Source organism: Roseibium sp. SCP14, assembly GCF_040329475.1.
Lineage (GTDB): Bacteria > Pseudomonadota > Alphaproteobacteria > Rhizobiales > Stappiaceae > Roseibium.
Genome location: NZ_JBDZYH010000002.1, coordinates 228,458 through 255,162, shown reverse-complemented (window position 1 = coordinate 255,162; position 26,705 = coordinate 228,458). Strand labels below are relative to the sequence as shown.

The window sequence follows — 26,705 nt, the reverse complement described above, 5'->3', positions numbered from 1 at the left end:
TCTCCCTTCATGTCCCGGCGCGAAGGTTAGTTCGCAACCGGAACAAGGGAAAGCGGTCAAAATCACCTAGGTGTTGAATTTGAACAGCAAGACGTCGCCATCCTTGACGATATATTCCTTGCCTTCATCGCGAGCCTTGCCGGCTTCCTTGGCGGCATTCTCGCCGCCCAGAGAGACGTAATCGTCATACGCGATGGTCTGCGCGCGAATGAAGCCGCGTTCAAAGTCGGTGTGGATGACTCCGGCCGCCCCCGGTGCCTTGGTCCCCTGGGTGATCGTCCAGGCCCGGGTTTCTTTGGGCCCGGCGGTGAAATAGGTGATCAGATCCAGAAGCTCGTAGCCGGCGCGGATGAGACGGTCGAGTCCGGGCTCTTCCAGGCCGATGGTTTCCAGGAACTCGGCCTGCTCTTCGCTATCGAGCTGAGAAATTTCCGCCTCAATGGCGGCAGAGATGACAACGGATGATGCACCTTCTTCCTTGGCCCGTTCTGCAACTTTCTGCGAAAGTGAGTTGCCTTCTGCTGCGGATGCTTCATCCACGTTGCAGACGTAGAGAACCGGCTTGGAAGTCAGGAGGTTGAGACCCTTGAGCATCTTTGCCTCTTCTGCGTCCGCAGTCTCAAGCATGCGGGCAGGTTTGCCATCCTGGAGCAGAGCGAGTGCTGCTTCCATGATCGGTAGAACGGCCTTTGCTTCCTTGTCGCCTGTCGTTGCCTTTTTCTTCAATGGAGCGATGCGGCGCTCCAGGCTTTCCATGTCGGCGACCATGAGTTCGGTTTCGACCGTTTCGGCATCCGCCAACGGGTCGATGTTACCGTCCACATGGGTAATGTCGTCATCTTCAAAGCAGCGCAGCACGTGGGCAATGGCGTCGACTTCGCGGATATTGGCCAGGAACTGGTTGCCGAGACCTTCTCCCTTGGAGGCGCCGCGAACGAGGCCCGCGATATCTACGAAGGTGATCCTGGTTGGAATGACCTCTTTCGATTGGGCCACATTGCGAATGGCGTAAAGTCTTGGATCCGGAACCGCCACCTCGCCCGTATTCGGCTCAATCGTGCAGAAGGGATAGTTGGCGGCCTGCGCCGCCGCGGTCTTGGTGAGCGCGTTGAAAAGCGTGGACTTGCCGACATTCGGCAGCCCGACAATGCCGCACTGAAAACCCATGGGAGTTCGCTTTCGGTTTGTGTCTGAAACTGTTGCCGGGCTACATGCCTGAGCATGGTCGGCAGGTCAAGGGTTTGGGTCCTTGCCTGGAAAGGAGCGGCGACAAAGTCAGTCTTTCCTGCCGCCCAGAAGCTTTTTCAGCATCTCAGCCATGGGCCCCGACTTGGGCAGATTGGCAGGTGCTTGTTGCCGCGCCTGACGAATGTGACTTTGACCTTTGGCCTTTTGATGCTTTGGTGCGCCGCCTTCGCCGTTTGGTGCCTTGTTCTTCCGCTGAGACTTTTCCGGCTCGAGGATGAGTGTCAGCTTGTTGGCAAACTGGCTGTCCTTGCCCTCTGCAAGCAGGTCCGCGTGGTCGGCAACTTCCGTCAGCAGCGGCTCGAGCCAATCGCGATCGGCTTTTGCGAAGTCTCCGAGGACATAGTTGGAAACCAGTTTCTTGTCGCCGGGATGACCGATGCCAAGTCGCAGGCGGCGATAGTCCGCTCCGATATGAGCGGTGATTGAGCGAAGACCATTGTGTCCACCGTGGCCGCCGCCCTTTTTCATGCGGAACTTGGCCGGGGGCAGGTCGAGCTCATCATACAGAACGACGATGTCTTCCGGCTCGATCTTGTAAAAGCGCATGGCTTCGCCAACCGAGCGTCCGGACTCGTTCATATAAGTAGATGGCTTGAGAAGCAGGACCTTCTCGGAACCAAGACGGCCTTCTGATACCTGGCCCTGAAAGCGGGCGCGCCAAGGTTGAAAGGTGGAATGGCGGCGATGAATCTCGTCGACGGCCATGAAGCCGATGTTGTGGCGGTTGCCTTCGTATCTGGAACCGGGATTGCCAAGTCCAACGATCAGTTTCATCACGTGCCTCTCAAGAGACTTCTTGAAATGAAAAAGCAGCCGCTTTCGGCTGCTTGGGAACAGGAGGCGGGATCCGCCTCCTGCAAAAGCTTCGAATGAAACAGAAGATTATTCGCTTGCCGCTTCTTCTTCTTCGCCTTCTTCAGCAGCTTCTTCGTCAGCTTCCTGCATTCCGGCCGGAGCAGCGATCGTAGCGATGGTGAAGTCGCGATCGGTGATCGTCGGCTGGCAGCCTTCCGGCAGCTTGACTGCGGAAATATGCAGGCTGTCGCCAGGCTGAGCTTCAATCAGGTCAAGCTCGAGTGCTTCCGGAATGCTGTCGGCCGGTACGGTCATCTCAACAGTGTGGCGAACGATGTTCAGAACGCCGCCCTTCTTGAGCCCCGGGCAGTCTTCTTCGTTGAGGAAGTGGACCGGGATTTCGACCGTGAGGGTCGCACCCTTGGCAACACGCAGGAAGTCAACGTGCAGGACGTCGTCGCGCACCGGGTGCAGCTGATAGTCCTTCGCAATAACCTGATGCTTTTCGCCGTCGACGTCGATTACGCCGATCTGTGCGGTGAAACCACCCTTGTGAAGGGTCATGGTGGTTTCCTTCACCGGAATGGTGATCGGCAGGGCCGGTTTTTTGTCGCCGTAGATCACGGCAGGAAGAAGGCCTTCGCGACGCAGTGCCCGTGCAGCCCCCTTGCCAACGCGGTCCCGTGCCGACGCCTTCAGCTCATAGCTGGCAGCCATGGCAGAACTCCTTGAATATATGGTAACGGACCGGCGAACCACCGTGCCTAGGTAAAGACTTCAGCTGTCCGGGATCGATCCAGAAGCGCCTCCTCCAGGGGTGCAGGCGCGAGCGCGCGTATAGCGGAAAAGCGCACCGGATGCAAGAGCTCACATTTCCTGCCGGAACAAAACTGTCCTCGCCAGTCGCGCTGTGTCAGCCTTTGAGGCGCCTGGATGTGTCTTCCCTATATCCTGCGTTCGCCTTCTTGGCAAAGGATGCACGCCAGGGTTCTGCGAGTTCATCGAGTTCGGACAAGGCAATGGCGGTTGCCGGATCCAGCCTCGGATTGAAGCGAGCCAGAATGACTTCACGCAGGTTCCAGTCCGGGCAGGGGCGGTCGATCAATGAAATCAAGTCACCCGCTTCCATGGTTCCCGTTTTCAGAACCCTGAAATACCAGCCCGTCTTGCCCGTCTTTTGAAACGCCGCTGCCTGACCAGGGTTACCGGTGTGGAAATTCAGTTTCCAACAGGGTTGGCGCCCCTGGGAGATCTGTAGCTGCACCGATCCGACGGAAAAGATGTCACCAATGCAGAGGTCCTCTTCGGTGAAACCTTGGCTTGAGATGTTTTCGCCAAAGCCGCCGGATATGTAGGTTGTATCGGTTTCCGGAAAGTCCTTGCGCCAGGTTGCGTAATGCTCCGAAGGATAGATGTGCAGCGCCTTTTCCGGTCCGCCGTGAACCGCCAGATCCGCTTGCTTGTCACCCGCAATCCCGGTTCTGGTCACCTCAAGTCGGCCGTCTGCGCGCGACTTGCGAATAGCTGACGGCTCCTTCCCTTCCCAACGATGTTCGGGTTCGCCGACAAAGAGGCCGAGTATGTGTGCGGATTGAGTCATTCTGAAATTCCTAAAGTGCATGTTCGTGGCAGATCTGACCGGCATCGCTGCCGGAAAGCGGTACTTCCAGAAGCTGGCAATATCCGCCTGTATCGGTTTTCTGATGATGCCTGCAGGTCTTGCAGACGCCGAATGAACGGCCCCCGCGATGCTGCAACATGGCAAGAACCAGAGTTTTCAGGGAATCGGCGAGCGTCTGGGATGTTTCCTGATCAAGGGTTTCGATCACTCCGGAAAGGCCGGAGGTGGTTTTCAGAATATCATTGCCTTCAGACGTGATGTCGTAGCGGATGCTGCGCTTGTCCGTGTCTGAACGGGTCTCTTTGATCAGTTCCTTGCGGGAAAGAGCTTTCAAGGTCTGGGAAGCCGTGCCCCGGGTCGTGGCCAGATAGTCCGCCACATGGGATGGCGCACGAGAAAACCTGTTTGCACGTGACAAGTAGCTCAACGCTGCGAATTGCGATGGATTCAGCGGACCATTCCATTCTTCAGCCGCGTTCAGGCGGGTCAAACGGTCGATAAGGTCCTGAATGACCCGTGTCTGCGAGAATGCTGTCATGGTCAATATGTAGCGAGTCGAAATTAATCTTGCAATAGTTTCGACTCGCTACTATTAGTAATGGCGTTCTCACACAGGAGTTCCATCAATGCTGAAATCTATCTTTGCAGGCCTCTTGACCACAGGTCTGACGACCGCCGCTCTTGCGGGAGGCGGTCACGGTTCACACGCAATCAATCAGGAAGGGGCGGTTGTGTCGCCGGAAAATGCGGAGATCGAGCGGAACTACGATATTCTTGCCGCGCATGTGCATCGCAAGGGCAGGATCGTGACGTTTCACATGACCTTGAAAGGAACGGCCGGAGGGTCTGTTCCACGAGCGGAAGGTACGCTGGCCGGAGCGCCGGTCCATTCCTATGTCTGGCCGACATCCCTGAACCCAGAATTGGTTGGTTTTGAAGGAGGCAAGGGCATTCTCGCCCTTGCGGCGACAAGCCATCCGGATTTCGACGATACACCTCTGTTCGACGAGGATGGTGATGGTGACGTGGCAAACGACGGCGCCAAATGGCACTCTCACTGGGTTGTCCTAACCCCCAATGAAGACTGCGGTGACGGTGCGCTTTCCGTTCAGGACATACCAGAAGGGACTTCGCCGAAAATGCCGGCTACCTGGCCTGGTTTACCGATCTATATCGACAGTCCGGGTTTTTCTCCGGTTCTGGATGATCGGGAAATCGTCATCAATGTCGCTTTCAGTGATCCGGGCGCGGTTGAAGGTCTCTCCTATGACGGGGTGACCTCGGCATTACGCGTCAATCAGAGCGTCCATGAACCGTTGCTCTGTGTCGTGGATGTCTTCGATGTTGCTTCCGGCGATCTGAGCCTTCCCGGAAAACTGGACTGAAACAAAAAAAGCGCCGGTATCTCCGGCGCTTTTCTCAGGCTTGCAGGCCTTATCAGTTGAACAGGCTGGAAACCGACTTTTCCAGGGCCGTCCGATTGATGGCTTCACCGATAAGCGGAGCGATGGAAACAGTCCGGATATTGGCTGCCGCCGTAATGGCTGCCGTCGGTTCGATGGAATTGGTGGTTACCAGTTCCTTCAGTTTCGACGAAGTTACGCGGGCGACCGCACCGCCGGAGAGAACTCCGTGTGTGATGTAGGCCGTCACGGACTTGGCACCTTGTGAGAGCAGTGCATCGGCTGCGTTGCAAAGCGTTCCGCCGCTGTCGACGATGTCATCGACCAGGATGCAATCGTAGCCATCCACATCACCGATGATGTTCATGACTTCCGATTCCCCAGGTTTGTCGCGGCGTTTGTCGACGATCGAAAGCGGAGCCTCAATGCGCTTGGCCAGCGCACGGGCGCGCACCACGCCACCGACATCAGGAGAGACAACCATGACATTGTCAGTGGCGTAACGTTCCTTGATGTCGCGGGTCATGACAGGTGCCGCGAACAGGTTGTCGGTCGGGATATCGAAAAAACCCTGGATCTGTCCGGCATGGAGATCCAGGGTCAGAATGCGGTCCGCACCGGCTTCGGTGATCAGATTCGCTACCAGCTTCGCCGAAATCGGCGTTCGACCGGAAGCGCGTCGATCTTGACGGGCATAGCCGAAATAAGGCAGCACCGCAGTGATGCGGCGAGCTGAGGAACGGCGCAGCGCATCAATGATGATGAGCAGTTCCATTAGGTGATCATTGGCCGGATAGCTGGTTGACTGCACGACGAATACATCTTCGCCACGCACGTTTTCTTGTATTTCTACGAAGATTTCCTGGTCGGCAAATCGCCGGACCTGGCATTTGGCCAAAGGTACGTCCAAATACTTGGAAATTTCCTCTGCCAGGGCTCGGTTGGAATTGCCCGCGACGATCTTCATGAGCCGCAAGTCCTTCTGGTGCGACGCCGGGTTTGCTGGCTGGGACGGCCGGGCAAACACGCGGAAAGGGCCTAGGTCGTTCAAGTGCCGATGCCGAGGGCCTCTGGAAGAAACCCTTGGCAGGCGGCGGCGTTGTAACAATCAACCAACCGGACCACAACAGTGGTTGGCCCTTGAAACCCGCTTTTTTTGATTTTTTATGATGCAGAACGGTCGTTACCCGGCGAACTGATCATTATCGGTTGAGCCAAGCCTTGATTTCTACCATTGATCGGTTGGCGATTCGGGACAATGTACCGGAGCTGACGGACCGCCACGGATCACCAGAGGCGCCGCCGGTGGTTTCGGTTCCGGAGATTCGCTTCAAACGCCGGCCCGAGTTGTCGACGATGTCGAAAACATAGAAAACGGTCCCGTTCGATGGCTGGCCGGTGGCCGCAAGATAGCCGTTCACACGATAAGTGGCGCTGGCGCCGACGCGCCGCACAAGGGTAATGCCTTGCTTGCGCGCCTCGGCTCCGATGAATTCAGACAGCTCATCCGCAATATTGCCGGGGGCGCCGGTGAAAGGTTCGAACGCGAACGTTACGCCTTCCTCCTCATCCACCTGACCTGAAATTGACGGTGTCGGCGCTGCTGTTGCAATCGGACTCGGCGGTTGCGGCGACGACTGACAGGCAGCTAGCAGTCCTGCAAGCAGCAATCCCGCCATGATCCGCGGGATGGAAAAGTTAGTCTGGCTGGAAATGGGGAGCATGGAGATGCCTGGCTCTGGTGGTCAAATTCGTCTCGGATGCGGACCAGCTGGAAGGGATACCGGAGAAGATGCCGGTCCGCGAAGTTGATCATGGTTTAGCCTGACTTGACCGGCAGGTCGAGAGGCAGCTTGGATAAGCACTCCGGTGTGGTCTCGGTGGTCAGATAAGTCTGGCCGAGGGTCATGGCGGTTCCCGTGATCGAATCCATGAGGATCATGTGCATGAAGATCACCATGTTCGGCTTCACTTCCGCCGGGTTGGCCTTGTAGGCCATGGGCGTGTCCATCCAGCTCGGTGTAAAGCGTGCTCCCAGTGAGTAACCGCAAGCGTTCAACCGGTGTTGCATCATGCCATGGGCATCCACGCGTTCGGCATGAGCGTCGAAAATGTCTCCGAAAGTTTTGCCCGGAACCAATTGGGTTTCGACGGCCGAAAGGGCTTCGCGTGCGGCTGCATACATATCCAGGTGCCGGTCGCTTGGAGCGCCAACCACAACGGTTCGCATCAAGGCGGCATGGTAGTGCCGGTAGGCGCCCGCCCATTCCAGCGTGATCTGATCCTGATCCGACAAAGTCCGGCGGCCTGCCTTGTAGCGGCACAAAAGCGCGTCCTCGGCAGAGCCGATGATGAACTCGTTGCCGGGGTAGTCGCCGCCGCCTTCGAAAATCGCGCCCTGCATGGCCGCAAGAATGCGGCCTTCATCCGCTCCGGGGGCAATCTCGTCCATCGCAGCATAAAAGGCCTTGTCGGCCAGTTCGGCCGCTTTGCGGACGTAGACGATTTCTTCGGGGCTCTTGACCGCTCGCAATGCCGGAATGAGCGGGGATGCGTCACTGATGTCGGCAAAGGTCGTGAGTTCGGCATTGATCTGCAGGCCGATTTTGCCAGTCATGCCGTGAGTGTCGTATTCGATACCGATCTTCTTGCCCAGAAGATCCATGTCGAAGAGCATTTCCTTCAGCTGGAGAACAGGGCTGGCCGAACCTCTGTCGACCCAAACCCGGATGTCAGAGATGTTGGAAGTGTGCTTGGCCTGACGTTGATCGGCGGACCGGGTCAGCAGGACCTTTTCGCCTTCTTTGGTCACGACGAGACACTGAAAGAAGCAAAAACCGAACGTGTCATATCCGGTCAGCCAGTACATGCTCTCCTGTGCGAACAGGAGCATGGCATCCAGTTTTTCCGCCTCCATGGCGGCCTTCAGCTTATCGAAGCGGCTTTCAAATTCAGCGTCTGAAAAATGCAGTGCCATGAGGTGTCCTTAGTCTAGTGCGATTGCGCTGATTTGGCGTCCGTAGTCGGGTTCATTGCGATGGGTGGTGCGCCGATAGGAAAAAAACCTACCTTCGTCGGCATAGGTGCAGATACCCAGATTGACTACCCGGCCAAGGCCGAGCTCTGAAAGCTTGCCGGTGATGAAGGCCGGCAAGTCGAACATGTAGTGTTCTTCTCGTTCGGACGGGCCGAAGAAACGGATGTTTTCCGGATCTGCGTCGGCAAAGCGTTCGTGAAATTCCGGTCCGACCTCATAGGCGGTTCTGGAGATCGTCGGTCCGAGAACCGCGACGATGCAATCCTTGTCGGCCCCAAGGTCCTCCATGGCCGCAACCGTATTCTGCAGCACGCCAGATATGGCGCCTTTCCATCCCGAATGGGCGGCACCCAGAACCCTGGCTTCGGGATCTGCAAACAGTACCGGTCCGCAATCTGCCGTCGAAACGCCGATCGCCAGCCCGGGTGTATTCGTTGCCAGCGCATCGGCTTTCCGATCGGCGTCTTCATCCCACGGACCGCTCAACGTGATCACGTCGGGCGAATGGATCTGATAGGGGGATACAAGCATATCCGAAGCAACGCCGAGCTCGGAGGCAACCCGGTCCCGGTTTTCCAGCACCATATCGCGATGGTCGTCGGAGCCTAGTCCGATGTTGAGGCTTTCATAGATGCCGCCAGAGACACCACCCTGCCGGGTGAAGAAGCCGTGTCGAATGCCGTCGAGCTTCAGTGCATCCGCTTCAATTTTCATACCGGTCTCCGAAGGAGTGCGATTCGAATTTTCAAGCAACGATCCTTGAGGACTTCAGGCTGTGCTGTCAAACGGTGAAAACACTTCTCCATTGCCCGTTATCGCCAGAACCTTGAACAGGTCTCCCATTTGATTGGGGGCGGCAAGGCGTTCCACCGCGTCGCGGATGGTTTCCTGCTGTTCATGGGTTTTACCCGCTCCCAGTACTCCGGCCCGCTCCAGAAGACCGGAGCGCAACAGGAATTCTCCCTGCGACAGGGCAGGAAGCGGTGAGGCTCCACTGCGACGGGCCGCTGTTGCCAGCGCTTCGAAATTCACGTGCGCTGTCAGATCAGCATCTCCCGGATGAGAGAGAACATCGTCATATGCGTGTCTATAGAGTGCCTGCAGCGTGTCTCCCGGAGCCGTTTTCAGATAGCCGTAGTCTATGAAGAGCGCGATACCGCCCCTTGCCGACAGCCGGGCACCGATTTCTTCGGCAATTGCATTGGATGCGGGCTGGGTTTCGAAAACCGTTCCCTCCGGACTTTGAGCAAATTCCGGTGGCACCGCCTCATCCGGGAGGCTCGCCGCGCCTGCGCCGAAGGAGAGTTCTCCGTTTCGGTTCAGCCCAACTTGCCGCTCCTTCCATCCTTCGGATGTTCTGACGAATTGGTGGATTGGCAGTGCGTCAAAAAATTCGTTGGCGACAAGAATGAGAGGACCGTCTGGAACATCGCGGAAGTTGTCGCGAAACTCAGGCTTGAGCGGAGAGCGGGCAAGTGTCTTTTTCTGAATGATGCGAAGTCGTGGACTTATTTCGACCAGGTTCAATCTGGCAGCCTTCAAGAAAGGCGGTCGTAGTGACGCCATGCGCAGCAGATCGGACATCAGTGTTCCGCGACCGGGACCGAGTTCGACCAGTTCAAACTGCTCGGGTGCCCCCAATGCTTCATAGGCGGACAGAAGTGCAGCTCCAACCAGCTCGCCGAACATCTGACTGACTTCGGGAGCCGTGATGAAATCGCCGCCTTTACCGAACGGTTCGCGGGTCGTGTAATAACCAGCCTCGGGATCGGCCAGACAGATCGACATGAACTGGGCCACCGTCAGCGGTCCCTCGTTGGCAATCCGCGCCCTGATCTTGTCTTTCAGGTCGGTCACTGGGCAGTGGCCTTTGGATTGCGGTTTGAGGCCCAGATCATGACCGCGAGTCCTGCAAGGATCATCGGTAGCGAGAGCAGCATGCCCATGGTGAAGAAGCCGCTCAGATAGCCGATGTGAGCATCAGGCACCCGGAAGAGTTCGGCAATTGAACGGGCCACGCCGTAGCCGAAGGCGAAGGCGCCGGCAAGGAAACCGGGTTTTTTCAGAAGCATGAACCTGTTGCTCAGCAGACGAAGTACTAGAAACAGGACAATGCCTTCCAGGGCAGCTTCATAGAGCTGGCTGGGGTGGCGAGGCTCCGGGCCGGCGCCGGGGAAGACGAAGGCCCACGGGACATCAGTCGGCCGTCCCCAGAGTTCCGCATTGATGAAGTTGGCGATACGCCCGAAAAACAGGCCGATGGGCGCAGCGCAGCCGGCGAGATCGAACATGGTCCAGATCGACAGGCCCCGCCGCCAGGCAAAGAGGATCATTGCGATGACAGTTCCTGCAAACCCGCCGTGGAAGGACATGCCACCCGTCCAGACCGCAAGCATTTCGCCAGGGTTGGCGAGATAGTAAGCGGGATTGTAGAAAAGCACATACCCGAGGCGGCCGCCGACAATGATGCCAATTGTGCCCCAGAGCACGAAGTCGTCCAGGTCGGCGAGGGTCGGTCTGGATGTGCTGCCCCAAAGACTTTCGTTGAGTATCAACGCACGCATGTATCGCCATGCAAGAATGATCCCGACAATGTAGGCGAGGGCGTACCAGCGCAACGCGAGTGGACCGACTTCGACAATCACCGGATCTATCGCCGGAAACGGCAGGACGAGTAATGGTGGCACGGCAGGTCCTTTTGTGCTGATCCCGCGAAACGCGGGCTGAATTCCGGGGCAACGCTTGCGCGATCTTTGGTCGTCCGTCAAGCGAGAGATTCAATCAGGGGTGCGGCGCGATTTGACCTTGAAGTTGAGACAAATCCCTCATACCTCTCAAGTATCAATCTTAATCCTGACGAAGGAGGGTCACATGACCCAAGGCCCGAACCGGCTACTTGATGATTTCGCCAAACTGATGACCGACGCTGCCGGTGTTGCCCAGGGTGCGCGCCGTGAAGTGGAAACCGCTTTCAGGGCGCAGGCCGAGCGCTTTCTTTCCGAGATGGACGTGGTTTCGCGCGAGGAGCACGAAGCAGTCAAGGAAATGGCGGTGCGTGCGCTCGACAAGGTCGAGGAACTCGAATCACGACTCGCAAAACTGGAAGATGGCAATTCTGCGGATGCCGGCGACGCCTGATGTCGATCAGTTGACGTTGAGTTGATTGATTTCTGTTAATTGTTAATGACAGAAATACGACGGATAGACTTGGCGGAATTGCAGTGATTTTGAGCAATGTGATGATTTTTCCCGCTGAGTCGTCCACAAGTTTCGGCTTTTTCAGTCCCCTTGGTATGTATCGTTTAAATCAATCCTGATCCTATACTCAATGATAACAGGGATTCGTCGGAGCAAGACGGAACCGGTTCGCTAATCGGGCCAGCAAAGGATGCGTGTTGCTCCTCCGGCATGGGACATTTCCCGGCGGCCCACCCGGTTATCCTGATCGGGTACTCGGCCCCGGCTCGGAAGGGGAGAAGGCACTATGAGCCTCATCGAGATCGAGTTCGAGCGACCAGGCAACCCCGTTGACACAATCGAAACTGTCGCTGCCTTGAACGATTGGACTTTTGAACGGTCGGACGAGGACGAAATCACTATCTCCCTCGGTGGCAGCTGGTGCGACTATCATGTCTCGTTTTCCTGGATGGAAGAAGTCGAGGCACTGCATCTTGCATGCGCCTTTGACCTGAAGGTCACGGATCCCCGGAAAACGGAGGTCGTTCGCCTTCTGGCGCTGGTAAACGAGCAACTCTGGATGGGGCATTTCGATCTCTGGCACAAAGAGAACGTGATCATGTTTCGCCAGTCGCTTCTCCTGACCGGTGGGGCGGAAGCCTCGTCCGCACAGATCGAAGCAATGCTGACAAATGCACTTGAAAACTGCGAGCGTTTCTATCAAGCCTTTCAATTCGTCGTATGGGCCGGGTACTCGGCCTCGGAGGCGATGAATTCGGCCTTGTTTGAAACCGCAGGGGAAGCATGAGTTTTTCCAAAGAACGGCCCTTTCTGCTTGTCGGAGCCGGCAAGATGGGTGGGGCGATGTTATCAGGATGGATGGCGGAGGGGATTGAACCTGCTGCCATCACCGTATGTGATCCGCGTCTGTCTGATGAGATGGACGCGTTGTTGAAACAGCATGGCATTCGCCATGTCACGTCTGTGCCTGAAGATCTCACCGCCGGGATTGTTCTCATCGCGGTGAAACCGCAATTGATGGATCAGGTTCTGCCGGGTGTGAAATTCGCTGTCGCACCGGACACTCTGGTGCTGTCGGTTGCCGCGGGAACCGCGGTTTCCAAATTCCAGTTCTATTTCGGGAATGTCCCGATCTGCCGGTGCATGCCCAACACGCCTGCCATGGTGAAACGCGGGATCACGGCCGTCTATCCGACGGAGACCGTGAGTGAAGAGCAAAAGAAAGACGTTGCCAAACTACTCTCCGCTGTAGGCAAGGTGGTTTGGCTGGACAGCGAAGACCAGATAGATCTGGTCACAGGTGTCAGCGGCTCCGGTCCTGCTTATGTGTTTTACCTGGCAGAAGCCCTCAGTGAAGCGGGAAAAGCTGCCGGATTGCCCGAAGAACTGGCGCATGAGCTGGCAGTTGCCACGGTTTGCGGTGCCGGCGAGCTGATGCACCAGTCCGGTGAGCATCCCTCCATTCTCCGTCAGAATGTTACCAGCCCGAATGGTACGACGGCGGCAGCGCTGGACGTGCTGATGCATGCAGAAGGTTTGCAGCCGGTGATGAGCGAAGCGGTCGCTGCTGCCGTGAAACGGGCGAAAGAACTCGCGGAATAGAGCAGTTTTCCGGTCTGCGGCGGAGCGTCACCCTTTTCGCCGCATTCCCGGTCTCCTATGTTTCTTTTCAAAGGCATATTGGAGATCGTTCTATGGCAACCGCAAAGACCAGGCAGAAGATCCTTCAGACGTTTTTGGATCTGTTGGCCGAGCATCCTTACGAGGGCGTTTCTCTGCCGCTGATTGCAGAAAAGGCAAAGGTCAAGCTGTCCGATATGCGCGGAGCTTATGCGTCGAAGCTTGCGCTGGTGGCTGCGTTTGCCGAAAAGATCGACACTGAAGTGCTCGATGAACGTGACGAGGAGCTTGGCGATCAACCCGCCAGAGATCGGCTTTTCGACATTCTGATGACCCGGATCGACGCATTGGCGGAACACAAGGAAGCCGTCCGGGCTCTGCACAGAGCGGCCCGAAAGGATCCGGCGCTCGCCATTGATTTCAACCGTCTGGAAGTCCGGTCCCAGAAATGGATGCTGATTGCAGCGGGGATCGATGTCTCAGGTCTCAAGGCGGGTATCATTGCCCAAGGGCTTTCGATCGCTTTTGCGCGCGTTGTGGATGTCTGGCTTGATGAAGAAGATGAGGGCATGCCGCGTACCATGGCCCGGCTCGACAAGGAACTGGACAAAGGTACGTCATTCATGAAGCGCATCGACGGGCTGGAAAGCGTTGCAAAAGGGTTCCGATCTATCCTGAAGAAAGCGTCAAGGAGACGTCGGCGACGCTCGCACTCAGACGATGATGTCAGTGATGATGGGTACGGTGGAGAAGCTCCCGCTGGAATGTAACTGCAAATCCCGCTTGCAATGAATTTTCAGACACTTCATGGTCGCTCGCCAAATTGAGAGGACGAGTTCATGAGTGACCAGATTGGTTTTGACGATTTTCTGAAAGTGGATGTTCGCGTCGGCCGTATTGTCGAAGCCGAGATTTTTCCTGAAGCACGGAAGCCTGCTTACAAGATGCGGATTGATTTCGGCCCCGATATCGGCACCAAGAAAACTTCCGCGCAGATCACCAGGCACTACACGCCGGAGACCCTGATCGGGCGTCTGGTCATGGCGGTTGTCAATTTCCCGCCGCGCCAGATCGGTCCTGTCATGTCGGAAGTGCTGACCTTGGGTGTTCCCGACGCGGATGGGGAAGTCGTGCTCTTGACGCCTGACAAAGATGTGCCAATTGGTGGACGGCTCTACTAGGCTGACCCGATCCGAATATTAAGCCGGAATGCGAAGTTTGGCTCTCAAGCCGCCAATGGGACTGTCTTCCAGAAAAAGATCGCCACCGTGAGCGCGGGCTATGTCGCGAGCAATGGCAAGGCCCAGACCGCTTCCTGACTCGTCCTGGTTTCGGGCAAGGTCCAGCCGGTGGAAAGCACGGAAGGCAATTTCCCGCTGATCTTCGGGAATACCCGGACCGTCGTCATCAACAGTAACAATGAGCCAGCCTCGTTCGACACGTCCTGCAACTTCGACCCGATTGCCATATTTGCAACCATTGGTGACCAGATTTGACAGACACCTTTTAAGAGAAAGGCGCCTGACCTCTGCTTCCATCGGACCTTCGAAGGTAATTGTCACTGCATGGCCGGAGATTTCGGCTTCCTCCTCCAACTCCTCCAGAAGGAGGGCAATGTCGGTTTTCTGGATGTCCTCGTCGCCGTCACCGCTCGCAAAGGCTAGATAGTCTTCCAGCATGTGGCTCATTTCGTCCACGTCCTTGCGCATGGCTTCGCTTTCCGGGGTGTTGCCCAAAAATGCGATCTGAAGCTTGAGCCTGGTCAAAATGGTTCTGAGGTCGTGACTGACGCCAGCTAGCATCGTTGTGCGTTGTTCGATCTGACGCTCGATACGCCGCCGCATGTCAATGAAAGCCAGGCTGGCGCGGCGCACCTCTCGCGCACCGCTGGCACGGAAATTTTCGACCGGACGCCCCTTTCCGAAGGCCTCTGCCGCTTCAGACAACCGGATGATCGGGCGTATCTGATTTCGCAGGAACAGGAGTGCGATCACCACCAGAACCAGAGATGTCGAGAACATCCAGACCAGGAAGATGTGTGAGTTTGAAGCATAGGTCTGGCTGCGACGGGTGAAGATCCTGAGGATGGAATCCTGCAATTGAATGCGGATCTCGACAAACCTGGACCGGCCGACGGTGTCGATCCAGAACGGTTTGCCGATCTTCCGGCTGATAGCAAGGCTCAGTTCCTGGTCAATGACGTCAAAGAATGGCTTGGGCGCGGGTGGTGGCAGAGGTTCCAGGGGAAGGACGGTAAGAGACATGCCAAGAGCCCGGGAGGCGAGTTCCTCGATCTTGGTGTGCTGGGCATCCTGCGGATAATTTTCCAGAACATAAACCAGCGCGGCGATCTCTCGCACCACGGCTTCCGACATTCGGCGGGATACCAGCTGGTAATGGCGTTCCATGAAGACGAAGACCAGAACCGACTGCAAGATTACGATCGGTGCGACGATGATCAGGAATGTACGGGTGAAGAGCCCTTTCGGCATCACCCGGTACATCAAATGGGAAATGAACCGGTAGACTCGATGAAACGGCTTCAGGGGTGTTGCCAGGGGGAAGCGCCGGAAAAAAGCTTCAAAATCCGCCATTTACGCCCAACTCAATCGCAAGCAAGCCGGTAGCCGATGCCCCGGACCGTTTGCAGATAGATCGGATTGCCCGGATCGGTTTCGATTTTTCTTCTGAGGCGATTGATCTGAACGTCAACTGTGCGCTCGCCAAGACCGCTTTCGTCACCAACGATTTTGTGTCTGGGAACTGTCGCTCCGGGTTGTTCCGCAAAAATCGACAGGATCTGTTTTTCCCGGTCGGTCAGCCGCACCAGACTTTCACCGTTCTTGAGCTCACCTCTCGAGGCATTGTAGGAAAAGGGGCCAAACCGGATTTCTTCCGTGATCACGACCGGCTGCAGATTGCCACGACGAAGGATGGCAGCAATTCTCAGCATCAGTTCGCGCGGTTCAAACGGCTTGGAAAGATAGTCGTCGACGCCTGCTTCAAGACCGGCGATGCGGTCCGGGGCCTCCGACCTTGCCGTGAGCATCAGAATGGGAACCTGCGAATCTTCGCGAAGAGATGCGGCCAACTCCAGTCCTGTCTCTCCCGGCATCATGACGTCCAATATGATCAGGTCGAATTCGAGCCCGGACAGGCAGGTGCGCGCTTCCGCGGCATTGGCCGCGGTGGAAACCCGAAATCCGTTCTCTTTCAGAAGTCTGGAAAGCAGATCCCTGATCCGGTTGTCATCATCGACCAGAAGAATGTGGTTGGCGTTGTCGTCAGGCACCTGAACAGTCATTTTGGCCACTTTTCCCAATGGGCGAGCAAGAGTTAGTCTTTCAGATCGAACGGACTGCGAACCAACTTCAGAACATCGGGATGATCTGCCGGATCGATCATTTGCAGCAGAAACCGGCGGACGATTTCCTCGCTGCCATCTGGCATTCCAATTAGGGCGCGTTCAAGGCGTTTTTGCTGCAGACGCGTGAGGTCCACAGCCAAGTCGTGGCCTCGCTCTGTCGTGTACAGCAGGCGTTGCCGCCGGTCGTGATGACCTTCTCGCTGTTCAATGATCTCGGCGTCGACGAGCTGTTTCAGCACCCGGCCGAGACTTTGCTTCGTGATCCTCAATATCCCGAGCAGGTCCGTGACCATGACACCCGGGTTCCGGTCCACAAAATGCAGCACTCTGTGGTGAGCCCGGCCGAATTCATACTGGGCCAGGACATCGTCCGGATCCTTGGTGAAATCCCGATATGCAAAAAACAGGAGCTCGATCAGGTCATAGGGAAGCGTCTCCTCGCCCCCGGATCCGTCGAGTCTATCTCCGGCATTGCTCCGGTCACCGGCAACGGGCGGAACAGCTGGTTTGAAATTTACGTCAGTCATATTGACTTAATTCTGGTCGATTGTTACTTGTTAGCAGCCGCAGGCGAAATGATCGGTCTTTTTGATGCATTATTAGGCATCAGATGTTAAACGAATCCAATCGTCGCCGCTGCGGTCATCAGGATACCGATAGTTGGCGTGCTGTGCAAAAAATACAGCGGGGATATTGGCGCAAGTCTTTGGCGTCATTCACCTCTGTTACAGGAAAACAATATTCGCTCAAAGAGCGAGCGGGAGATGAAAGATGGCTGGAACGCCTTTTGATCAGCTCAGTGGTGACATCTGGTACGACGGCAATTTCGTGCCGTGGTCTGACGCAAAGCTTCACGTGCTGAGCCACGGTCTGCACTATGGCAGCAGCGTGTTTGAAGGTGAGCGGGCTTACGGCGGACGAATTTTCAAATCGGAAGAACACGCCGAGCGCCTGCTTGAATCCGCCCGCATGCTGGGGTTTGAAATTCCCTGGACCGCCGAGCAGATCAACGCTGCCAAGGAAGAGACCCTGGCCCGGATGAAGCTGACCGATGCCTATATTCGCCCGGTTGCATGGCGAGGCAGCGAGATGATGGGTATCTCGGCGCAGAACAACACCATTCACCTGGCAATTGCCGCTTGGGAGTGGCCGAGCTATTTCGCTCCGGAAGAGCGCCTGAAGGGCATTCGTCTCGACATGGCGGAATACCGCCGTCCGGATCCGAAGACAGCACCTTACAAGGCCAAGGCAGCAGGTCTTTACATGATCTGCACGATCTCCAAGCACACGGCAGAATCCAAAGGTTACACGGATGCGCTGATGCTGGACTGGCGCGGCCAGATCGCCGAATGCACCGGTGCCAATGTGTTCTTCATCAAGGACGGCAAGATTCACACACCGACACCAGATTGTTTCCTTGACGGCATCACCCGCCGGACCGTGATCGGCCTTGCGAAGAATCGCGGCATTGAAGTGATCGAGCGTGCCATCATGCCGGACGAGCTTGCCGGCTTCGAACAGTGCTTCGTCACCGGCACGGCCGCCGAGGTTACGCCTGTGTCCGAGATTGCGGGACAACAGTTTGTGGTTGGTGACATCATCAAGACGCTGATGGAAGACTATGACGCCGCCGTCAGGCCGAATGCCCCGGCTCTTCAGGCCGCAGCCGGCTGAACGGACTCCATTGGTTCAAAAAATCAAGGCGGGCAAACTTGCCCGCCTTTTCTTTTGTCTGGATTCCGAGGTCCCGGTTGTCTGGAGTGACTGTCCTCGACTATTCCGGTGAACCAGCTCTTTCCAACGCATGAAACATGCGGCCGCGTTCTGCATAAAGAATGCAGCCGATGGCACAGAGCCCATAGACCGTGAAGGCGAGACCCAGCGGCAGGGTGGTGCCGTCGAAGAGCTGACCCATGATGTATCCAAGGATGGCTCCGCCGAGTGTGCTTATGGTTCCGATCACGGACGATGCGGTTCCTGCGATCGCACCAAGCGGTTCCATGGCCATGGCATTGAAGTTCGCCCCCATAAAGCCGAAGGACATCATGACCAGGGAAGTCAGGATCATGAATGTCCAGAAGTTCTCAAGACCAAGCAAAGGCATGAGCAGGAGCAGGAAGCCAAGGCCGGTATAGAGGACCGTCGCACCATGCGAGAGCCTGCGCATGCCGATCGCCTCGACCAGTTGTGCGTTTGTGAAGGAAGACGCAGCCATGGCAATTGCGATGGCTGCAAAGACGACCGGGAACAGGGTGCCAAGTCCGAACACATCGACAAAGATCTGCTGTGACATGGCGAGAAATGCGAAAAGGCCGCCAAAGATGAACGCGGTGCCGACCGTATAGCCAAGGCTGACCCGGGTCGTCAGCGCCATCTTGTAGGCACCGATGATCTTGGAAAGAACCATCGGGCGACGGTTTTGCGGTGCCAGGGTTTCCGGCAGCCTGACGGCGGTCCACACCAGCATGGCAACGCCGGAAAGCAGCAGCAGAGTGAAGATCCATGGCCAACCGGCGAAGATAAGGACGGCTTGTCCGATTGACGGTGCGATGACCGGCACGGCCATGAAGACCATCATGACCAGAGACATGACCTTGCCCATGCGACGGCCGGTGTAGCAGTCCCGAACGACAGACAATGCAGCGACACGCGCTGCCGCACAGCCGACGCCCTGTAGAATGCGGGCGATCAGGAGCTGGTCAAGATCTGCCGCAAACACGGCTGCGACGCTGGCAAGGCTGTAAAGCGCCAATCCTCCTGTCATGACTTTGCGCCTGCCCATGGCATCGGTGATGGGCCCGAAAAACAGCTGCCCGCCGCCAAAGCCGATAAGGTAGGAGAGAAGGATGAGCTGGCGATTATTCTCTTCGACGATTTCCAGTGCGTCGCCGATGGCGGGCAGAGCAGGAAGCATCACGTCGATGGCCATGGCGTTCAGCGCCATGATCATGGCGATGATTGTCACGAACTCTGCAAAGGGAATGCCCGGGTCCCTTACTGTTTCGCTGTAGCCATCCGAAGTGGCTCGTCTATCTGCCGGAGCCTCGGCAAATGAACCAGTTGAATCGCTTGTGTGTTTCACCAGTTGGGGACCTTTTCAAAGAGGCAAGGCCCAGTCGCATCGCATTGGTGCCCGGGCGGAGAGAGAAGATGTAGTATAGCCGGGCTTTTCGACCGGTGGCTGAAAAACTTATTCGGCGGTTCCCGATTTCAGCCAGCGCTCGGCGTCTTTGTCGTCGACGGACTTTGCTTCGACCCAGGAACTGTTGTCACCGGAAACAAGATGTTCTTTTTTCCAGAAGGGCGCGCGGGTCTTCAGAAAATCCATCAGAAAGTCCGCCGCCTCGAACGCCGCACGGCGATGGGAGGAAGCTGCAGTGACAAGAACGATATTCTCGCCCGGAGGAATTTTGCCGAACCGGTGAACAACGGTGAGGCCTGTCAGCGGCCACCGGTCAATGGCCTCTTTGGCAATACGGGTCAGTTCGGCTTCTGCCATGCCGGGATAGTGCTCGAGCTCAAGAGCGCTCAGTGTTCCGGATTCGTCACGGCACAAACCGGTGAAACTGACAATTGCACCGACATCCTTGCGGCCCGCGGTCAGGCGGGCAGCTTCTGCCTGGGCGTCAAAATCTTCACTTTGAACTCGGATCAGCGGTGTTACCGACATCAATCAGCCACCTGTCATCGGTGGGAAAAACGCTATTTCTTTTGCGTTGCCCAGGGCAGCGTCAGCTTCCACATGCACCTGGTCCAGAGCTACCCGAATTGCTTCTTCTTCTTCGAAGGCGGCTGCGTGATTGGCATCGAGCGACTTCAGGTGAGCGATCAGATCCCCAACGGTCTTGACCACGCCCGGAATTTCCAGTTCTTCCTCTTCAATGCCAACCCGTTCGCGAACCCAGGCGAAATAGCGGATGTTCATGAGACCCCTCAATGATGCGGCTGCAAGATTTCAGCCGGAAGATTCCGTCCGGCACCTACTCAGTAATAAGATGGCCAATTCCGGCCCGGAAGTAGTCGTAACCCGTATATAGTGTAAGTGTGGCGGCAAGCCAAAGTGCAATCAGGCCCATCAGCGTCGTGAACGGAAAGATCGTGTCACCTGCTGGACCTGCCAGCAAAAAGGCAATGGCGACGAGTTGAACGGTCGTCTTCCACTTCGCCAATTGTGTGACCGGTACGCTGACTTGAAGCTCGGCGAGAAACTCTCTTAGACCGGAAACGAGTATTTCGCGGCACAAGATGATGATCGCGGCGATCATGGACCACCCGCCAATCGTACCGTCGCCTGCCAACATCAGAAGGCAGACGGAAACGAGCAGTTTGTCCGCGATCGGATCCAGCATGCGCCCAAGTGCGGACTGTTGCTGCCAGGCTCTGGCAAGATAGCCGTCAAAGAAGTCGGTGATGGCAGCAACCACGAACAGGCCCAAAGCGATCCAGCGGGGAGTGGTGCCTTCAAAGTAAAAACAGGCCGCGACAGCCGGAACCGCCAGGATGCGCCCATATGTCAAAATGTTGGGCAGGCTGAGAACAACTTGTCGTGTCATATCGGCTTTCAAAATTCGGACTGCGGACCAGTGCGTCAAATACCCAAGGCAGTGGGCATTTGGCAATGGTATCGTGCTCCAACGTCCAGATTAGAGGCAAGAAACAGCGATCAGAGCCACCAATTCATGCTTGGCCTCAATCGAATATCCTATCGCCTTGCTGGTCAATCATCATTTTGGCCTTGCGGACCATCTCGTTGGCCGCGTCTGTCTCGCCCGGCAATGTGTCGGCGCGGATGAAGCGATGAGTCTTGGTCGTTTCGCCAAACTGCTTCTCGATCCGTCCGGCAACCTGCCATTGGCCGTTCGATGGCTGCGGTTCCGCGATGATCTGAAAGTCGTCGTATACGACGACGGTGCTTTTGGAAGCGCTTTTACCCTCTTCGGATGAACCGAATAGAGACTTGAAAATCTTGCCGATCATTTTTTGGACCCACTCCTGTCCCGTTTCCATCCCTTTTACGGGGCAGGAGAGTGAGCATCAAGGTGTCTGTTTTCACGGAAAGGAAATCTGATGTGGGAATTGTTCAACACCACCAACACGTTTGCAGATCACAACCGGCCGAAAACCGGCGGCGCAAACGCGTCCGCACGCACCTTCAGGTGCAAGCTATGGGGATCAATGTCCCGGTGCTGCGCCCGCCGGTAACTTCGAGTTATGAAATTCCCGGATGCGGTTCTGCATCTGATCTGTATGAAACTCCAGTCCGCTGAACATGAGCGTGGTCCAATGCAAGGCCCCTGCGGTCAACAGGAAGATTTCAGGTACCAGAAGCCATTCACCGATCCAGACCCCGCCGGATCGTTCATGTTGATGGAGCGTCAACTCCCCCATCTGTTCGGCGCGCTGCCTGCCGAGCCGTGCAAGCGCTTCGGAAAACTCCGAAGCACGTTGGTTACGCTTGTGCGCCATCGCGGAAGACACCCCACGTCCATTCGTATGGCGTTCCGAAACCTCGGCGATATCAGAAGAGGCCAAAAGATTGACGTTGTGAGCGATCTTGCAAAGTGTGGCGCACAAGGATCCAAGAGCGTTGGTCACATCGAAAACCCCGTCTCGTGTGTTTTGCCAGTGAGGTGTGATCACGCCGAGGCCGAAATGCTTGGCGACCGCCTGTTTGATTTGCGCGCCTGTCGCGTCTTCATAACCTCGTAAATCGCCGACTGGTCCGCCAATCTGGACGTTTAGACCACGATCTGCGGCTTGCTCAATTGCTTCGAGACGGCGCGCAAGTTCCTCCCGCCACAGGGTCAATTTAACGGACAGCCGAACAGGCACCGCATATTGCCCATTGGTGCGGCCGATGATGTCTGCCGTGCCATATTTTTCGATGGAGCGTTCAACCAACGCGATGATCGCAAGGACAGAACCGGTGATATCTGACAGACCGCTCTTCATCTGCAGCGCAAGTGCCGTATCCATGATGTCTTGCGTGGTCGCCCTGTAATGAACCTGTCCGGCGTGTTCTCCGACGAGCTTCTTCAGTTGCCTGACCAAACCGACAATCGGGCGTCCGACAAGCATCATTTCCTGTCTGAGTTCTTCTCCATCAATTTGCGCAAGCACGATCTCCCCGATCCGGTCCGCAGCCTCCCGGGGTATGAGCCCATGATCAGCCTGTGCACGTGCCAATGCCTGCTCAACGCGTAACCAGGTGGCAATCGTTTCGGCTTCCGACCAGATCTCACGCATGGCTCCGGTCGACAGGCAGTCCTTGTATAGGTCGTAATTAAGCATCTTCCAGCTCTCCGGATACGACTTTCCGCTCGCGCATGATCGCCCGTATGCGCGCGGCCATCGCCAGAATGCCAAGCAAAAGGAACCCGGTTGCAATCGGCCGTTCGACAAAGATGAGTATGCCGCCGTCCGACATCAGAAGTGATTGCCGGAAGGTCTCTTCCGCGCCCTTGGCCAGAACGAAGGAGATCACGAAAGCCGCCACGTTGAACTCGAATTTCCGCATCAGCCAGCCAGCGAAGCCGGCAAACGTCATGACGGTGACATCGAAGAGAGAGCCCCGCGCCGAATAGGCAGCAACGAAAGCGGTCAGGAAAATAAGCGGGTAAAGTACAGATGTCGGGACCTTCAAAATGATACGGGCAACCTGGGAAGCGCCGAAGTAACCGATGAAACCGTAGGCGACGATCCCAAGCATGCCACAAGCAAACAGCTGATAAACGAGCTCCCGGTCCGTCAGGAAAAGGGTTGGTCCGACCTGGATGCCGTGAATGAGAAAGACGCCCAGAAGGATTGCGCCAATGGTCGAGCCTGGAATGCCAAGTGTCAGCAAGGGCGCCATGGAGGGGCCAGAGACGGCGTTGTTTGCAGCTTCGGGAGCAGCGACGCCTTCAAGTGCGCCTTTGCCCCACAATTCCGGGTTCTTTGCCCGCCGTTTGCCTTCTCCATAGGAAATGAATGCGGCGATGGCTGACCCGAGCCCGGGCAGAACGCCGATGCCGGCGCCGATGAAACCACCGCGTATCGCATGTGGAATGCAGGGCTTGTATTCGTCGTATGTGAGTGAATGACCATCAGGGGCACTGGTGTTTTCGCGAACTTCACCGGTGGATTTGCTGCGTTCCTCCAGCTGGGCGAAGACTTCACCCAGAACGAAAACCCCGATCATGAGCGGCACCAGTCCAATGCCATTGCTGAGTTCAAAGGAACCGAACGTGAAGCGCTCCTGCCCGGTGATCGGGTCGAGACCGACCATAGAGACCAGAATACCGAGAAGCGCGGAAATCATGCCCTTGACGACCGACTTGCCGATGACAGAGCCGATGACGACAAAAGCGGCAAAATAGATGGCAAAGGTCTCCGGCGGGCCGAGCCTCAACGCAAGCGCCGCAATGAAGCCGACGCCGACGACCAACATGATATCGCCCATGAAATCGCCGATGACGGATGAAATCGTCGCGACCTTCATCGCTTTGCCCGCCTTGCCTGCCCTGGCCAGCGGATATCCATCGATCTGAGTTGCGGCGCTTGCCGCCGTTCCCGGCGTGTTGAACAGGATTGCCGCGATCGAACCGCCATAGCGCCCCGATTTTCCAATTACATACAGAAAGGCGAGCGCAAAAAGCGGCGGCATGTAGAAGGTGATCGGCAGCAACATCGCAATGGCGGCAGATGCAGTCAGACCTGGCGTTGCCCCCACGATCATCCCGACCGCCGCAGCCAGCACAATGGCAAAGAGTAGAACAGGATCGGTGATAACCGAGAGTAGTGCGGGAAAGATTTCCATTTGCCTATCCCCGAATGGCGTCGAGGAGGTCGAAGACTTCACCGTAGGGCGGGAAGACACCGAGCAACTCGAAGAAGATGATGTGAAAGACCAGCGGGCAAAGAAAGACGGAGGCGGTCAGGCCGACCTTGTTTCGAACCCCGAACATGTAAAGCACGACGGGCGCCACTATCGCGGTCGGAAGGACATAGCCGAACCAGCGGAACGATTGCTGGTAGACGAGGGCGATAAGGAAAAGGGTGAGGATCTCCCGAGTGCCCGTCGTCGAAGTCTGTTGATCGTCGAAACCGGAGCCGTGGGATACCGATCGCAAGCCGCCTGTCACAAGAAACAGCGAAAGGCCAAACAACGCGAGAGCTGCGCCGAACGGAACCAGTCCTGCCCAGGTCTCTCCCGGGGCTGCCTGCGGAACCTGCCAGGCCCCCCAAATTGCGATCAGCGACAATACAAGCAACGCCAGACCTTCGATCACGTCCTTCACGATGCTTCCTCCCCGAATGTTCTGGAATTACCGGACCGGAGCACTCCCGGCACCGCCGTTTTCTCGCGGTTGTCGGGCGGGCCGGTTTCTTGTGTCGCGGCCCGCCAAACAGTCAATTCGAGAGCGAATTGATCAGCGGTTGCGCGTCGGCTTTCATTGCCGTAAGGGCTGCCTTGGCGTCCGCTCCCGTGGCATAGACCGGACCGGTGCCGCGCTCTGCCAGAAGTTTCGCAAACTCAGGCTTGGCCGTGATTTCCGCCAATGCGCTTTCCATTGCAGACACGATTTCCGCAGGCGTTCCTTTTGGAGCGAACACGATCACTGGAGAAGAAACCGCCGCGAAGGGAATGCCGAGTTCACCGAAGGCCGGAACATCCGTCATGACGCTATCGCGATCCTGACTGTTGACCGCTAGCGCGCGAAGCTGGTCTTCAAATCCGCGATGCTGTTGCACTCCCAGAAAGCCGAAATCGGCCTGTTCGCCTATGAGTGCCGCGCGAGTGGGGCCACCTCCCTTGAACGGGACATCCTGGGCCTCAATGCCGTTGCTGGCGAGAAAGCCGAGCCCGCCTACGTGGTGGAAACCGCCGCGACCGGAATGCGCCCAACGAAGTGAGCCCGGGTTTGTCTTGGCTGCATCGATGACATCCTGCACGCTTTGAAAGGGGCTGCTGACCGGAACCATCAAGGAAGTTCTGAGTTGTCCCACCTGGGCGACAAAATCGAAACTCTCCAGAGCGTCGATGTCGGTGTCACGGGTCATTGTGGAGAGCAGGAACGAACCGCCCGATGTCATCATCATCGTGTAGCCGTCCGGGCGTGCTCTTACCACGGCATTCGCACCATTCAGACCACCGGATCCTGCCTTGTTGACGACGACGACCGGAACGTCGAGCACATCTTTGGCTGCGGCTGCAATGGCGCGAGCATAGGCATCGGTACCACCGCCGGCCTTATAGGGAACGACGAGATTTATCGGACGTTTGGGCCAATCTGCCGCGATCGACGCGCTGCTGCTGACGGCGATGATTGCGGCTGCAAGGGCCGCTTTGAAAAGGTCTCTGCGTTTCATGCGCTTTCCTCCCTGAGCGATGTTCAATCGTACCAGCCGGAGTTGGTTGCAAGAATTGCAATTATGTTATTATATCTTGCAAAATATGTAAGAGTGTGGCGATGAACATCAAAGCGTTGCGCGCATTCCGGTATGCGCTGTCGGAAGGAACGATTGCCGCCGCGTCCGAGCTGATGCATCTCAGCCAACCGGCTGTCAGCCGCCTGATTTCCGGTCTGGAAGCCGAATTGAAGCTCGAGCTGTTCGACCGTAGTGGCCGAAGCCTGTCTCCCACCCAGGAAGGCATCGCGTTTTATCGTGAGGCAGGCCGCATTCTGGACAATCTGGATGAAGTCAGAAGGATTGCCGATGATATCCGCGCCGGCAGATCCCAGAAACTGCGGATCGTGTCCATGCCCCGGATCGCGCAATACCTCTCGGCACCGGTGGTGGTGGAGTACTCTCGCAAAAATCCGGATGTGAGCGTTAGCGTCGATCTGCGGGCAAGACGGGAGGCAGGCAAATGGTTGGCGGGGCAGGAATATGACATCGGCATCGGAGCCCTGCCGGTAAGACATCCTGAAATCCGCACGGTTCCTCTTCTGCGTGTGCGCGCACTTGCCATTTTCCCGAAGAAACACCTGTTGGCGCAGGAAGATGCGATTTCAACTGAAAAGCTGGCAAGCGAGACGGTCATCAGGCTTATGCCGGGCCTGCTTCTACGGGAACAGCTCGACGACATGTTTCACTCCGCCGGTGTCATGCCGGAACGCAGTCTTGAAGTTTCGTCATCGCAATTTGCCTGTTCGCTCGTTGCCGCCGGTGGCGGCGTTACGATCGCAGATGAAATGGTTGTCCAACCTTTCAGGGAACAGATCGAAATGGTTCCGATCATACCGGAACGCTGGATGACCTTCGGTCTTCTATATTCAAGGCGTGCTGAACCGGCAAAAGCCGCATTCGATTTCGAAAAAATGCTTAAAGACCACGTCCGAAGATCCTGTGAAGGCAGCGAAACCATGCAGGACCTGACGGGCAGTGGTTAAAGGAAGTTTCCTGTACCGTTGAAAAGCTCGGCAACAGGGC

General features: G+C 56.7%; 31 protein-coding genes. 8 read left to right on the top strand and 23 right to left on the bottom strand.

Annotation, left to right across the window (positions count from 1 at the left end; all coding sequences use genetic code 11):
* Positions 1-66: 66 nt before the first annotated feature.
* The 5 genes from ychF to ABLQ08_RS08635 form a co-directional block, all read right to left on the bottom strand.
* A complete protein-coding gene (gene ychF, locus ABLQ08_RS08655) occupies positions 67-1,167 on the bottom strand; it encodes a redox-regulated ATPase YchF (protein WP_352940793.1) in 1,101 nt (366 codons plus the stop codon).
* 108 nt (positions 1,168-1,275) lie between these two features.
* On the bottom strand, positions 1,276-2,022 hold the full coding sequence (gene pth, locus ABLQ08_RS08650) for an aminoacyl-tRNA hydrolase (RefSeq protein ID WP_352940791.1): 747 nt from the start codon (positions 2,020-2,022) through the stop codon (positions 1,276-1,278).
* A gap of 108 nt (positions 2,023-2,130) precedes the next feature.
* A complete protein-coding gene (locus tag ABLQ08_RS08645) occupies positions 2,131-2,760 on the bottom strand; it encodes a 50S ribosomal protein L25/general stress protein Ctc (protein WP_352940789.1) in 630 nt (209 codons plus the stop codon).
* A 196-nt stretch (positions 2,761-2,956) separates the two neighbouring features.
* The gene (locus ABLQ08_RS08640; RefSeq protein ID WP_352940787.1) at positions 2,957-3,643 is read right to left on the bottom strand and encodes an MOSC domain-containing protein; all 687 of its coding nucleotides are present in this window, start codon (positions 3,641-3,643) and stop codon (positions 2,957-2,959) included.
* A 10-nt stretch (positions 3,644-3,653) separates the two neighbouring features.
* Positions 3,654-4,202, bottom strand: a complete 549-nt coding sequence (locus ABLQ08_RS08635) for a MarR family winged helix-turn-helix transcriptional regulator (RefSeq protein ID WP_352940785.1) — start codon at positions 4,200-4,202, stop codon at positions 3,654-3,656.
* Between the two features lie 88 nt (positions 4,203-4,290).
* Here ABLQ08_RS08635 and ABLQ08_RS08630 point away from each other — a divergent pair, with 88 nt between their 5' ends.
* Complete coding sequence (locus ABLQ08_RS08630; RefSeq protein WP_352940783.1) at positions 4,291-5,049, top strand: hypothetical protein; 759 nt, start codon at positions 4,291-4,293, stop codon at positions 5,047-5,049.
* Positions 5,050-5,101: 52 nt separating this feature from the next.
* Here the strand turns inward: ABLQ08_RS08630 and ABLQ08_RS08625 are convergent, their stop codons facing one another.
* The 6 genes from ABLQ08_RS08625 to lgt all read right to left on the bottom strand — a co-directional run bounded on the left by ABLQ08_RS08625 (position 5,102) and on the right by lgt (position 10,791).
* Complete coding sequence (locus ABLQ08_RS08625; protein ID WP_352940781.1) at positions 5,102-6,034, bottom strand: ribose-phosphate pyrophosphokinase; 933 nt, start codon at positions 6,032-6,034, stop codon at positions 5,102-5,104.
* A 235-nt stretch (positions 6,035-6,269) separates the two neighbouring features.
* Positions 6,270-6,791: a hypothetical protein gene (locus tag ABLQ08_RS08620; RefSeq protein ID WP_352940779.1), complete on the bottom strand. Its 522-nt coding sequence runs from the start codon at positions 6,789-6,791 to the stop codon at positions 6,270-6,272.
* Between the two features lie 95 nt (positions 6,792-6,886).
* Entirely contained in the window at positions 6,887-8,044 is a 1,158-nt protein-coding gene (locus ABLQ08_RS08615) for a M24 family metallopeptidase (RefSeq protein WP_352940777.1), read from the bottom strand.
* Positions 8,045-8,053: 9 nt separating this feature from the next.
* Positions 8,054-8,818, bottom strand: a complete 765-nt coding sequence (pgeF, locus tag ABLQ08_RS08610) for a peptidoglycan editing factor PgeF (protein ID WP_352940775.1) — start codon at positions 8,816-8,818, stop codon at positions 8,054-8,056.
* Between the two features lie 54 nt (positions 8,819-8,872).
* Entirely contained in the window at positions 8,873-9,961 is a 1,089-nt protein-coding gene (locus tag ABLQ08_RS08605; RefSeq protein WP_352940773.1) for a class I SAM-dependent methyltransferase, read from the bottom strand.
* Positions 9,958-10,791 carry a prolipoprotein diacylglyceryl transferase gene (gene lgt / locus ABLQ08_RS08600; protein WP_352940772.1) on the bottom strand — a complete coding sequence of 278 codons (834 nt, stop codon included), beginning with the start codon at positions 10,789-10,791 and terminating at the stop codon, positions 9,958-9,960. Before lgt ends, ABLQ08_RS08605 begins: the two co-directional genes overlap by 4 nt.
* Positions 10,792-10,975: 184 nt before the next feature.
* On the opposite strand from lgt, the gene ABLQ08_RS08595 reads away from it, so the two are divergent.
* The 5 genes from ABLQ08_RS08595 to ABLQ08_RS08575 all read left to right on the top strand — a co-directional run bounded on the left by ABLQ08_RS08595 (position 10,976) and on the right by ABLQ08_RS08575 (position 14,103).
* Positions 10,976-11,242 (top strand): accessory factor UbiK family protein, encoded by a 267-nt coding sequence (locus ABLQ08_RS08595; protein WP_352940770.1) that lies wholly within the window; start codon positions 10,976-10,978, stop codon positions 11,240-11,242.
* Positions 11,243-11,588: 346 nt separating this feature from the next.
* Positions 11,589-12,089, top strand: a complete 501-nt coding sequence (locus tag ABLQ08_RS08590) for a YbjN domain-containing protein (RefSeq protein ID WP_352940769.1) — start codon at positions 11,589-11,591, stop codon at positions 12,087-12,089.
* Positions 12,086-12,904 (top strand): pyrroline-5-carboxylate reductase, encoded by an 819-nt coding sequence (gene proC, locus ABLQ08_RS08585; protein ID WP_352940767.1) that lies wholly within the window; start codon positions 12,086-12,088, stop codon positions 12,902-12,904. Before ABLQ08_RS08590 ends, proC begins: the two co-directional genes overlap by 4 nt.
* Positions 12,905-12,996: 92 nt before the next feature.
* Entirely contained in the window at positions 12,997-13,692 is a 696-nt protein-coding gene (locus tag ABLQ08_RS08580) for a TetR/AcrR family transcriptional regulator (protein WP_352940766.1), read from the top strand.
* 69 nt (positions 13,693-13,761) lie between these two features.
* Positions 13,762-14,103: a tRNA-binding protein gene (locus tag ABLQ08_RS08575; protein ID WP_352940764.1), complete on the top strand. Its 342-nt coding sequence runs from the start codon at positions 13,762-13,764 to the stop codon at positions 14,101-14,103.
* Between the two features lie 18 nt (positions 14,104-14,121).
* On the opposite strand, the gene ABLQ08_RS08570 is transcribed toward ABLQ08_RS08575, so the two are convergent.
* The 3 genes from ABLQ08_RS08570 to ABLQ08_RS08560 all read right to left on the bottom strand — a co-directional run bounded on the left by ABLQ08_RS08570 (position 14,122) and on the right by ABLQ08_RS08560 (position 16,816).
* A complete protein-coding gene (locus ABLQ08_RS08570) occupies positions 14,122-15,426 on the bottom strand; it encodes an ATP-binding protein (RefSeq protein WP_352942563.1) in 1,305 nt (434 codons plus the stop codon).
* Positions 15,427-15,527: 101 nt separating this feature from the next.
* Positions 15,528-16,226, bottom strand: a complete 699-nt coding sequence (locus tag ABLQ08_RS08565; protein ID WP_352940762.1) for a response regulator transcription factor — start codon at positions 16,224-16,226, stop codon at positions 15,528-15,530.
* A gap of 32 nt (positions 16,227-16,258) precedes the next feature.
* Positions 16,259-16,816 carry a MarR family winged helix-turn-helix transcriptional regulator gene (locus ABLQ08_RS08560; protein ID WP_352940760.1) on the bottom strand — a complete coding sequence of 186 codons (558 nt, stop codon included), beginning with the start codon at positions 16,814-16,816 and terminating at the stop codon, positions 16,259-16,261.
* A gap of 244 nt (positions 16,817-17,060) precedes the next feature.
* Here ABLQ08_RS08560 and ABLQ08_RS08555 point away from each other — a divergent pair, with 244 nt between their 5' ends.
* Complete coding sequence (locus ABLQ08_RS08555) at positions 17,061-17,963, top strand: branched-chain amino acid aminotransferase (protein ID WP_352940758.1); 903 nt, start codon at positions 17,061-17,063, stop codon at positions 17,961-17,963.
* Positions 17,964-18,063: 100 nt separating this feature from the next.
* Here the strand turns inward: ABLQ08_RS08555 and ABLQ08_RS08550 are convergent, their stop codons facing one another.
* The 9 genes from ABLQ08_RS08550 to ABLQ08_RS08510 form a co-directional block, all read right to left on the bottom strand.
* A complete protein-coding gene (locus tag ABLQ08_RS08550; RefSeq protein WP_352940756.1) occupies positions 18,064-19,371 on the bottom strand; it encodes a multidrug effflux MFS transporter in 1,308 nt (435 codons plus the stop codon).
* A gap of 108 nt (positions 19,372-19,479) precedes the next feature.
* A complete protein-coding gene (locus tag ABLQ08_RS08545; protein ID WP_352940754.1) occupies positions 19,480-19,959 on the bottom strand; it encodes a molybdenum cofactor biosynthesis protein MoaE in 480 nt (159 codons plus the stop codon).
* Between the two features lie 3 nt (positions 19,960-19,962).
* Complete coding sequence (moaD, locus tag ABLQ08_RS08540) at positions 19,963-20,214, bottom strand: molybdopterin converting factor subunit 1 (RefSeq protein ID WP_352940752.1); 252 nt, start codon at positions 20,212-20,214, stop codon at positions 19,963-19,965.
* A gap of 55 nt (positions 20,215-20,269) precedes the next feature.
* On the bottom strand, positions 20,270-20,842 hold the full coding sequence (pgsA, locus tag ABLQ08_RS08535) for a CDP-diacylglycerol--glycerol-3-phosphate 3-phosphatidyltransferase (RefSeq protein WP_352940750.1): 573 nt from the start codon (positions 20,840-20,842) through the stop codon (positions 20,270-20,272).
* Positions 20,843-20,978: 136 nt separating this feature from the next.
* On the bottom strand, positions 20,979-21,266 hold the full coding sequence (locus ABLQ08_RS08530) for an HlyU family transcriptional regulator (RefSeq protein WP_352940748.1): 288 nt from the start codon (positions 21,264-21,266) through the stop codon (positions 20,979-20,981).
* Positions 21,267-21,461: 195 nt separating this feature from the next.
* Positions 21,462-22,580, bottom strand: a complete 1,119-nt coding sequence (locus ABLQ08_RS08525; protein WP_352940747.1) for a lyase family protein — start codon at positions 22,578-22,580, stop codon at positions 21,462-21,464.
* The gene (locus ABLQ08_RS08520) at positions 22,573-24,087 is read right to left on the bottom strand and encodes a tripartite tricarboxylate transporter permease (protein ID WP_352940745.1); all 1,515 of its coding nucleotides are present in this window, start codon (positions 24,085-24,087) and stop codon (positions 22,573-22,575) included. Before ABLQ08_RS08520 ends, ABLQ08_RS08525 begins: the two co-directional genes overlap by 8 nt.
* Positions 24,088-24,091: 4 nt before the next feature.
* The gene (locus ABLQ08_RS08515) at positions 24,092-24,568 is read right to left on the bottom strand and encodes a tripartite tricarboxylate transporter TctB family protein (RefSeq protein ID WP_352940743.1); all 477 of its coding nucleotides are present in this window, start codon (positions 24,566-24,568) and stop codon (positions 24,092-24,094) included.
* Between the two features lie 112 nt (positions 24,569-24,680).
* A complete protein-coding gene (locus ABLQ08_RS08510; protein ID WP_352940742.1) occupies positions 24,681-25,640 on the bottom strand; it encodes a tripartite tricarboxylate transporter substrate binding protein in 960 nt (319 codons plus the stop codon).
* 101 nt (positions 25,641-25,741) lie between these two features.
* On the opposite strand from ABLQ08_RS08510, the gene ABLQ08_RS08505 reads away from it, so the two are divergent.
* A complete protein-coding gene (locus ABLQ08_RS08505; RefSeq protein WP_352940740.1) occupies positions 25,742-26,665 on the top strand; it encodes a LysR family transcriptional regulator in 924 nt (307 codons plus the stop codon).
* Positions 26,666-26,705: the final 40 nt, after the last annotated feature.

Bases quoted from the DNA above. Each gene is read 5' to 3' on its own strand.
- ychF (WP_352940793.1), bottom strand. From the start codon at position 1,167: ATGGGTTTTCAGTGCGGCATTGTCGGGCTGCCGAATGTCGGCAAGTCC.
- pth (WP_352940791.1), bottom strand. From the start codon at position 2,022: ATGAAACTGATCGTTGGACTTGGCAATCCCGGTTCCAGATACGAAGGC.
- ABLQ08_RS08645 (WP_352940789.1), bottom strand. From the start codon at position 2,760: ATGGCTGCCAGCTATGAGCTGAAGGCGTCGGCACGGGACCGCGTTGGC.
- ABLQ08_RS08640 (WP_352940787.1), bottom strand. From the start codon at position 3,643: ATGACTCAATCCGCACACATACTCGGCCTCTTTGTCGGCGAACCCGAA.
- ABLQ08_RS08635 (WP_352940785.1), bottom strand. From the start codon at position 4,202: ATGACAGCATTCTCGCAGACACGGGTCATTCAGGACCTTATCGACCGT.
- ABLQ08_RS08630 (WP_352940783.1), top strand. From the start codon at position 4,291: ATGCTGAAATCTATCTTTGCAGGCCTCTTGACCACAGGTCTGACGACC.
- ABLQ08_RS08625 (WP_352940781.1), bottom strand. From the start codon at position 6,034: ATGAAGATCGTCGCGGGCAATTCCAACCGAGCCCTGGCAGAGGAAATT.
- ABLQ08_RS08620 (WP_352940779.1), bottom strand. From the start codon at position 6,791: ATGCTCCCCATTTCCAGCCAGACTAACTTTTCCATCCCGCGGATCATG.
- ABLQ08_RS08615 (WP_352940777.1), bottom strand. From the start codon at position 8,044: ATGGCACTGCATTTTTCAGACGCTGAATTTGAAAGCCGCTTCGATAAG.
- pgeF (WP_352940775.1), bottom strand. From the start codon at position 8,818: ATGAAAATTGAAGCGGATGCACTGAAGCTCGACGGCATTCGACACGGC.
- ABLQ08_RS08595 (WP_352940770.1), top strand. From the start codon at position 10,976: ATGACCCAAGGCCCGAACCGGCTACTTGATGATTTCGCCAAACTGATG.
- ABLQ08_RS08590 (WP_352940769.1), top strand. From the start codon at position 11,589: ATGAGCCTCATCGAGATCGAGTTCGAGCGACCAGGCAACCCCGTTGAC.
- proC (WP_352940767.1), top strand. From the start codon at position 12,086: ATGAGTTTTTCCAAAGAACGGCCCTTTCTGCTTGTCGGAGCCGGCAAG.
- ABLQ08_RS08580 (WP_352940766.1), top strand. From the start codon at position 12,997: ATGGCAACCGCAAAGACCAGGCAGAAGATCCTTCAGACGTTTTTGGAT.
- ABLQ08_RS08575 (WP_352940764.1), top strand. From the start codon at position 13,762: ATGAGTGACCAGATTGGTTTTGACGATTTTCTGAAAGTGGATGTTCGC.
- ABLQ08_RS08570 (WP_352942563.1), bottom strand. From the start codon at position 15,426: ATGTACCGGGTGATGCCGAAAGGGCTCTTCACCCGTACATTCCTGATC.
- ABLQ08_RS08565 (WP_352940762.1), bottom strand. From the start codon at position 16,226: ATGACTGTTCAGGTGCCTGACGACAACGCCAACCACATTCTTCTGGTC.
- ABLQ08_RS08560 (WP_352940760.1), bottom strand. From the start codon at position 16,816: ATGACTGACGTAAATTTCAAACCAGCTGTTCCGCCCGTTGCCGGTGAC.
- ABLQ08_RS08555 (WP_352940758.1), top strand. From the start codon at position 17,061: ATGGCTGGAACGCCTTTTGATCAGCTCAGTGGTGACATCTGGTACGAC.
- ABLQ08_RS08545 (WP_352940754.1), bottom strand. From the start codon at position 19,959: ATGTCGGTAACACCGCTGATCCGAGTTCAAAGTGAAGATTTTGACGCC.
- moaD (WP_352940752.1), bottom strand. From the start codon at position 20,214: ATGAACATCCGCTATTTCGCCTGGGTTCGCGAACGGGTTGGCATTGAA.
- pgsA (WP_352940750.1), bottom strand. From the start codon at position 20,842: ATGACACGACAAGTTGTTCTCAGCCTGCCCAACATTTTGACATATGGG.
- ABLQ08_RS08530 (WP_352940748.1), bottom strand. From the start codon at position 21,266: ATGATCGGCAAGATTTTCAAGTCTCTATTCGGTTCATCCGAAGAGGGT.
- ABLQ08_RS08525 (WP_352940747.1), bottom strand. From the start codon at position 22,580: ATGCTTAATTACGACCTATACAAGGACTGCCTGTCGACCGGAGCCATG.
- ABLQ08_RS08520 (WP_352940745.1), bottom strand. From the start codon at position 24,087: ATGGAAATCTTTCCCGCACTACTCTCGGTTATCACCGATCCTGTTCTA.
- ABLQ08_RS08510 (WP_352940742.1), bottom strand. From the start codon at position 25,640: ATGAAACGCAGAGACCTTTTCAAAGCGGCCCTTGCAGCCGCAATCATC.
- ABLQ08_RS08505 (WP_352940740.1), top strand. From the start codon at position 25,742: ATGAACATCAAAGCGTTGCGCGCATTCCGGTATGCGCTGTCGGAAGGA.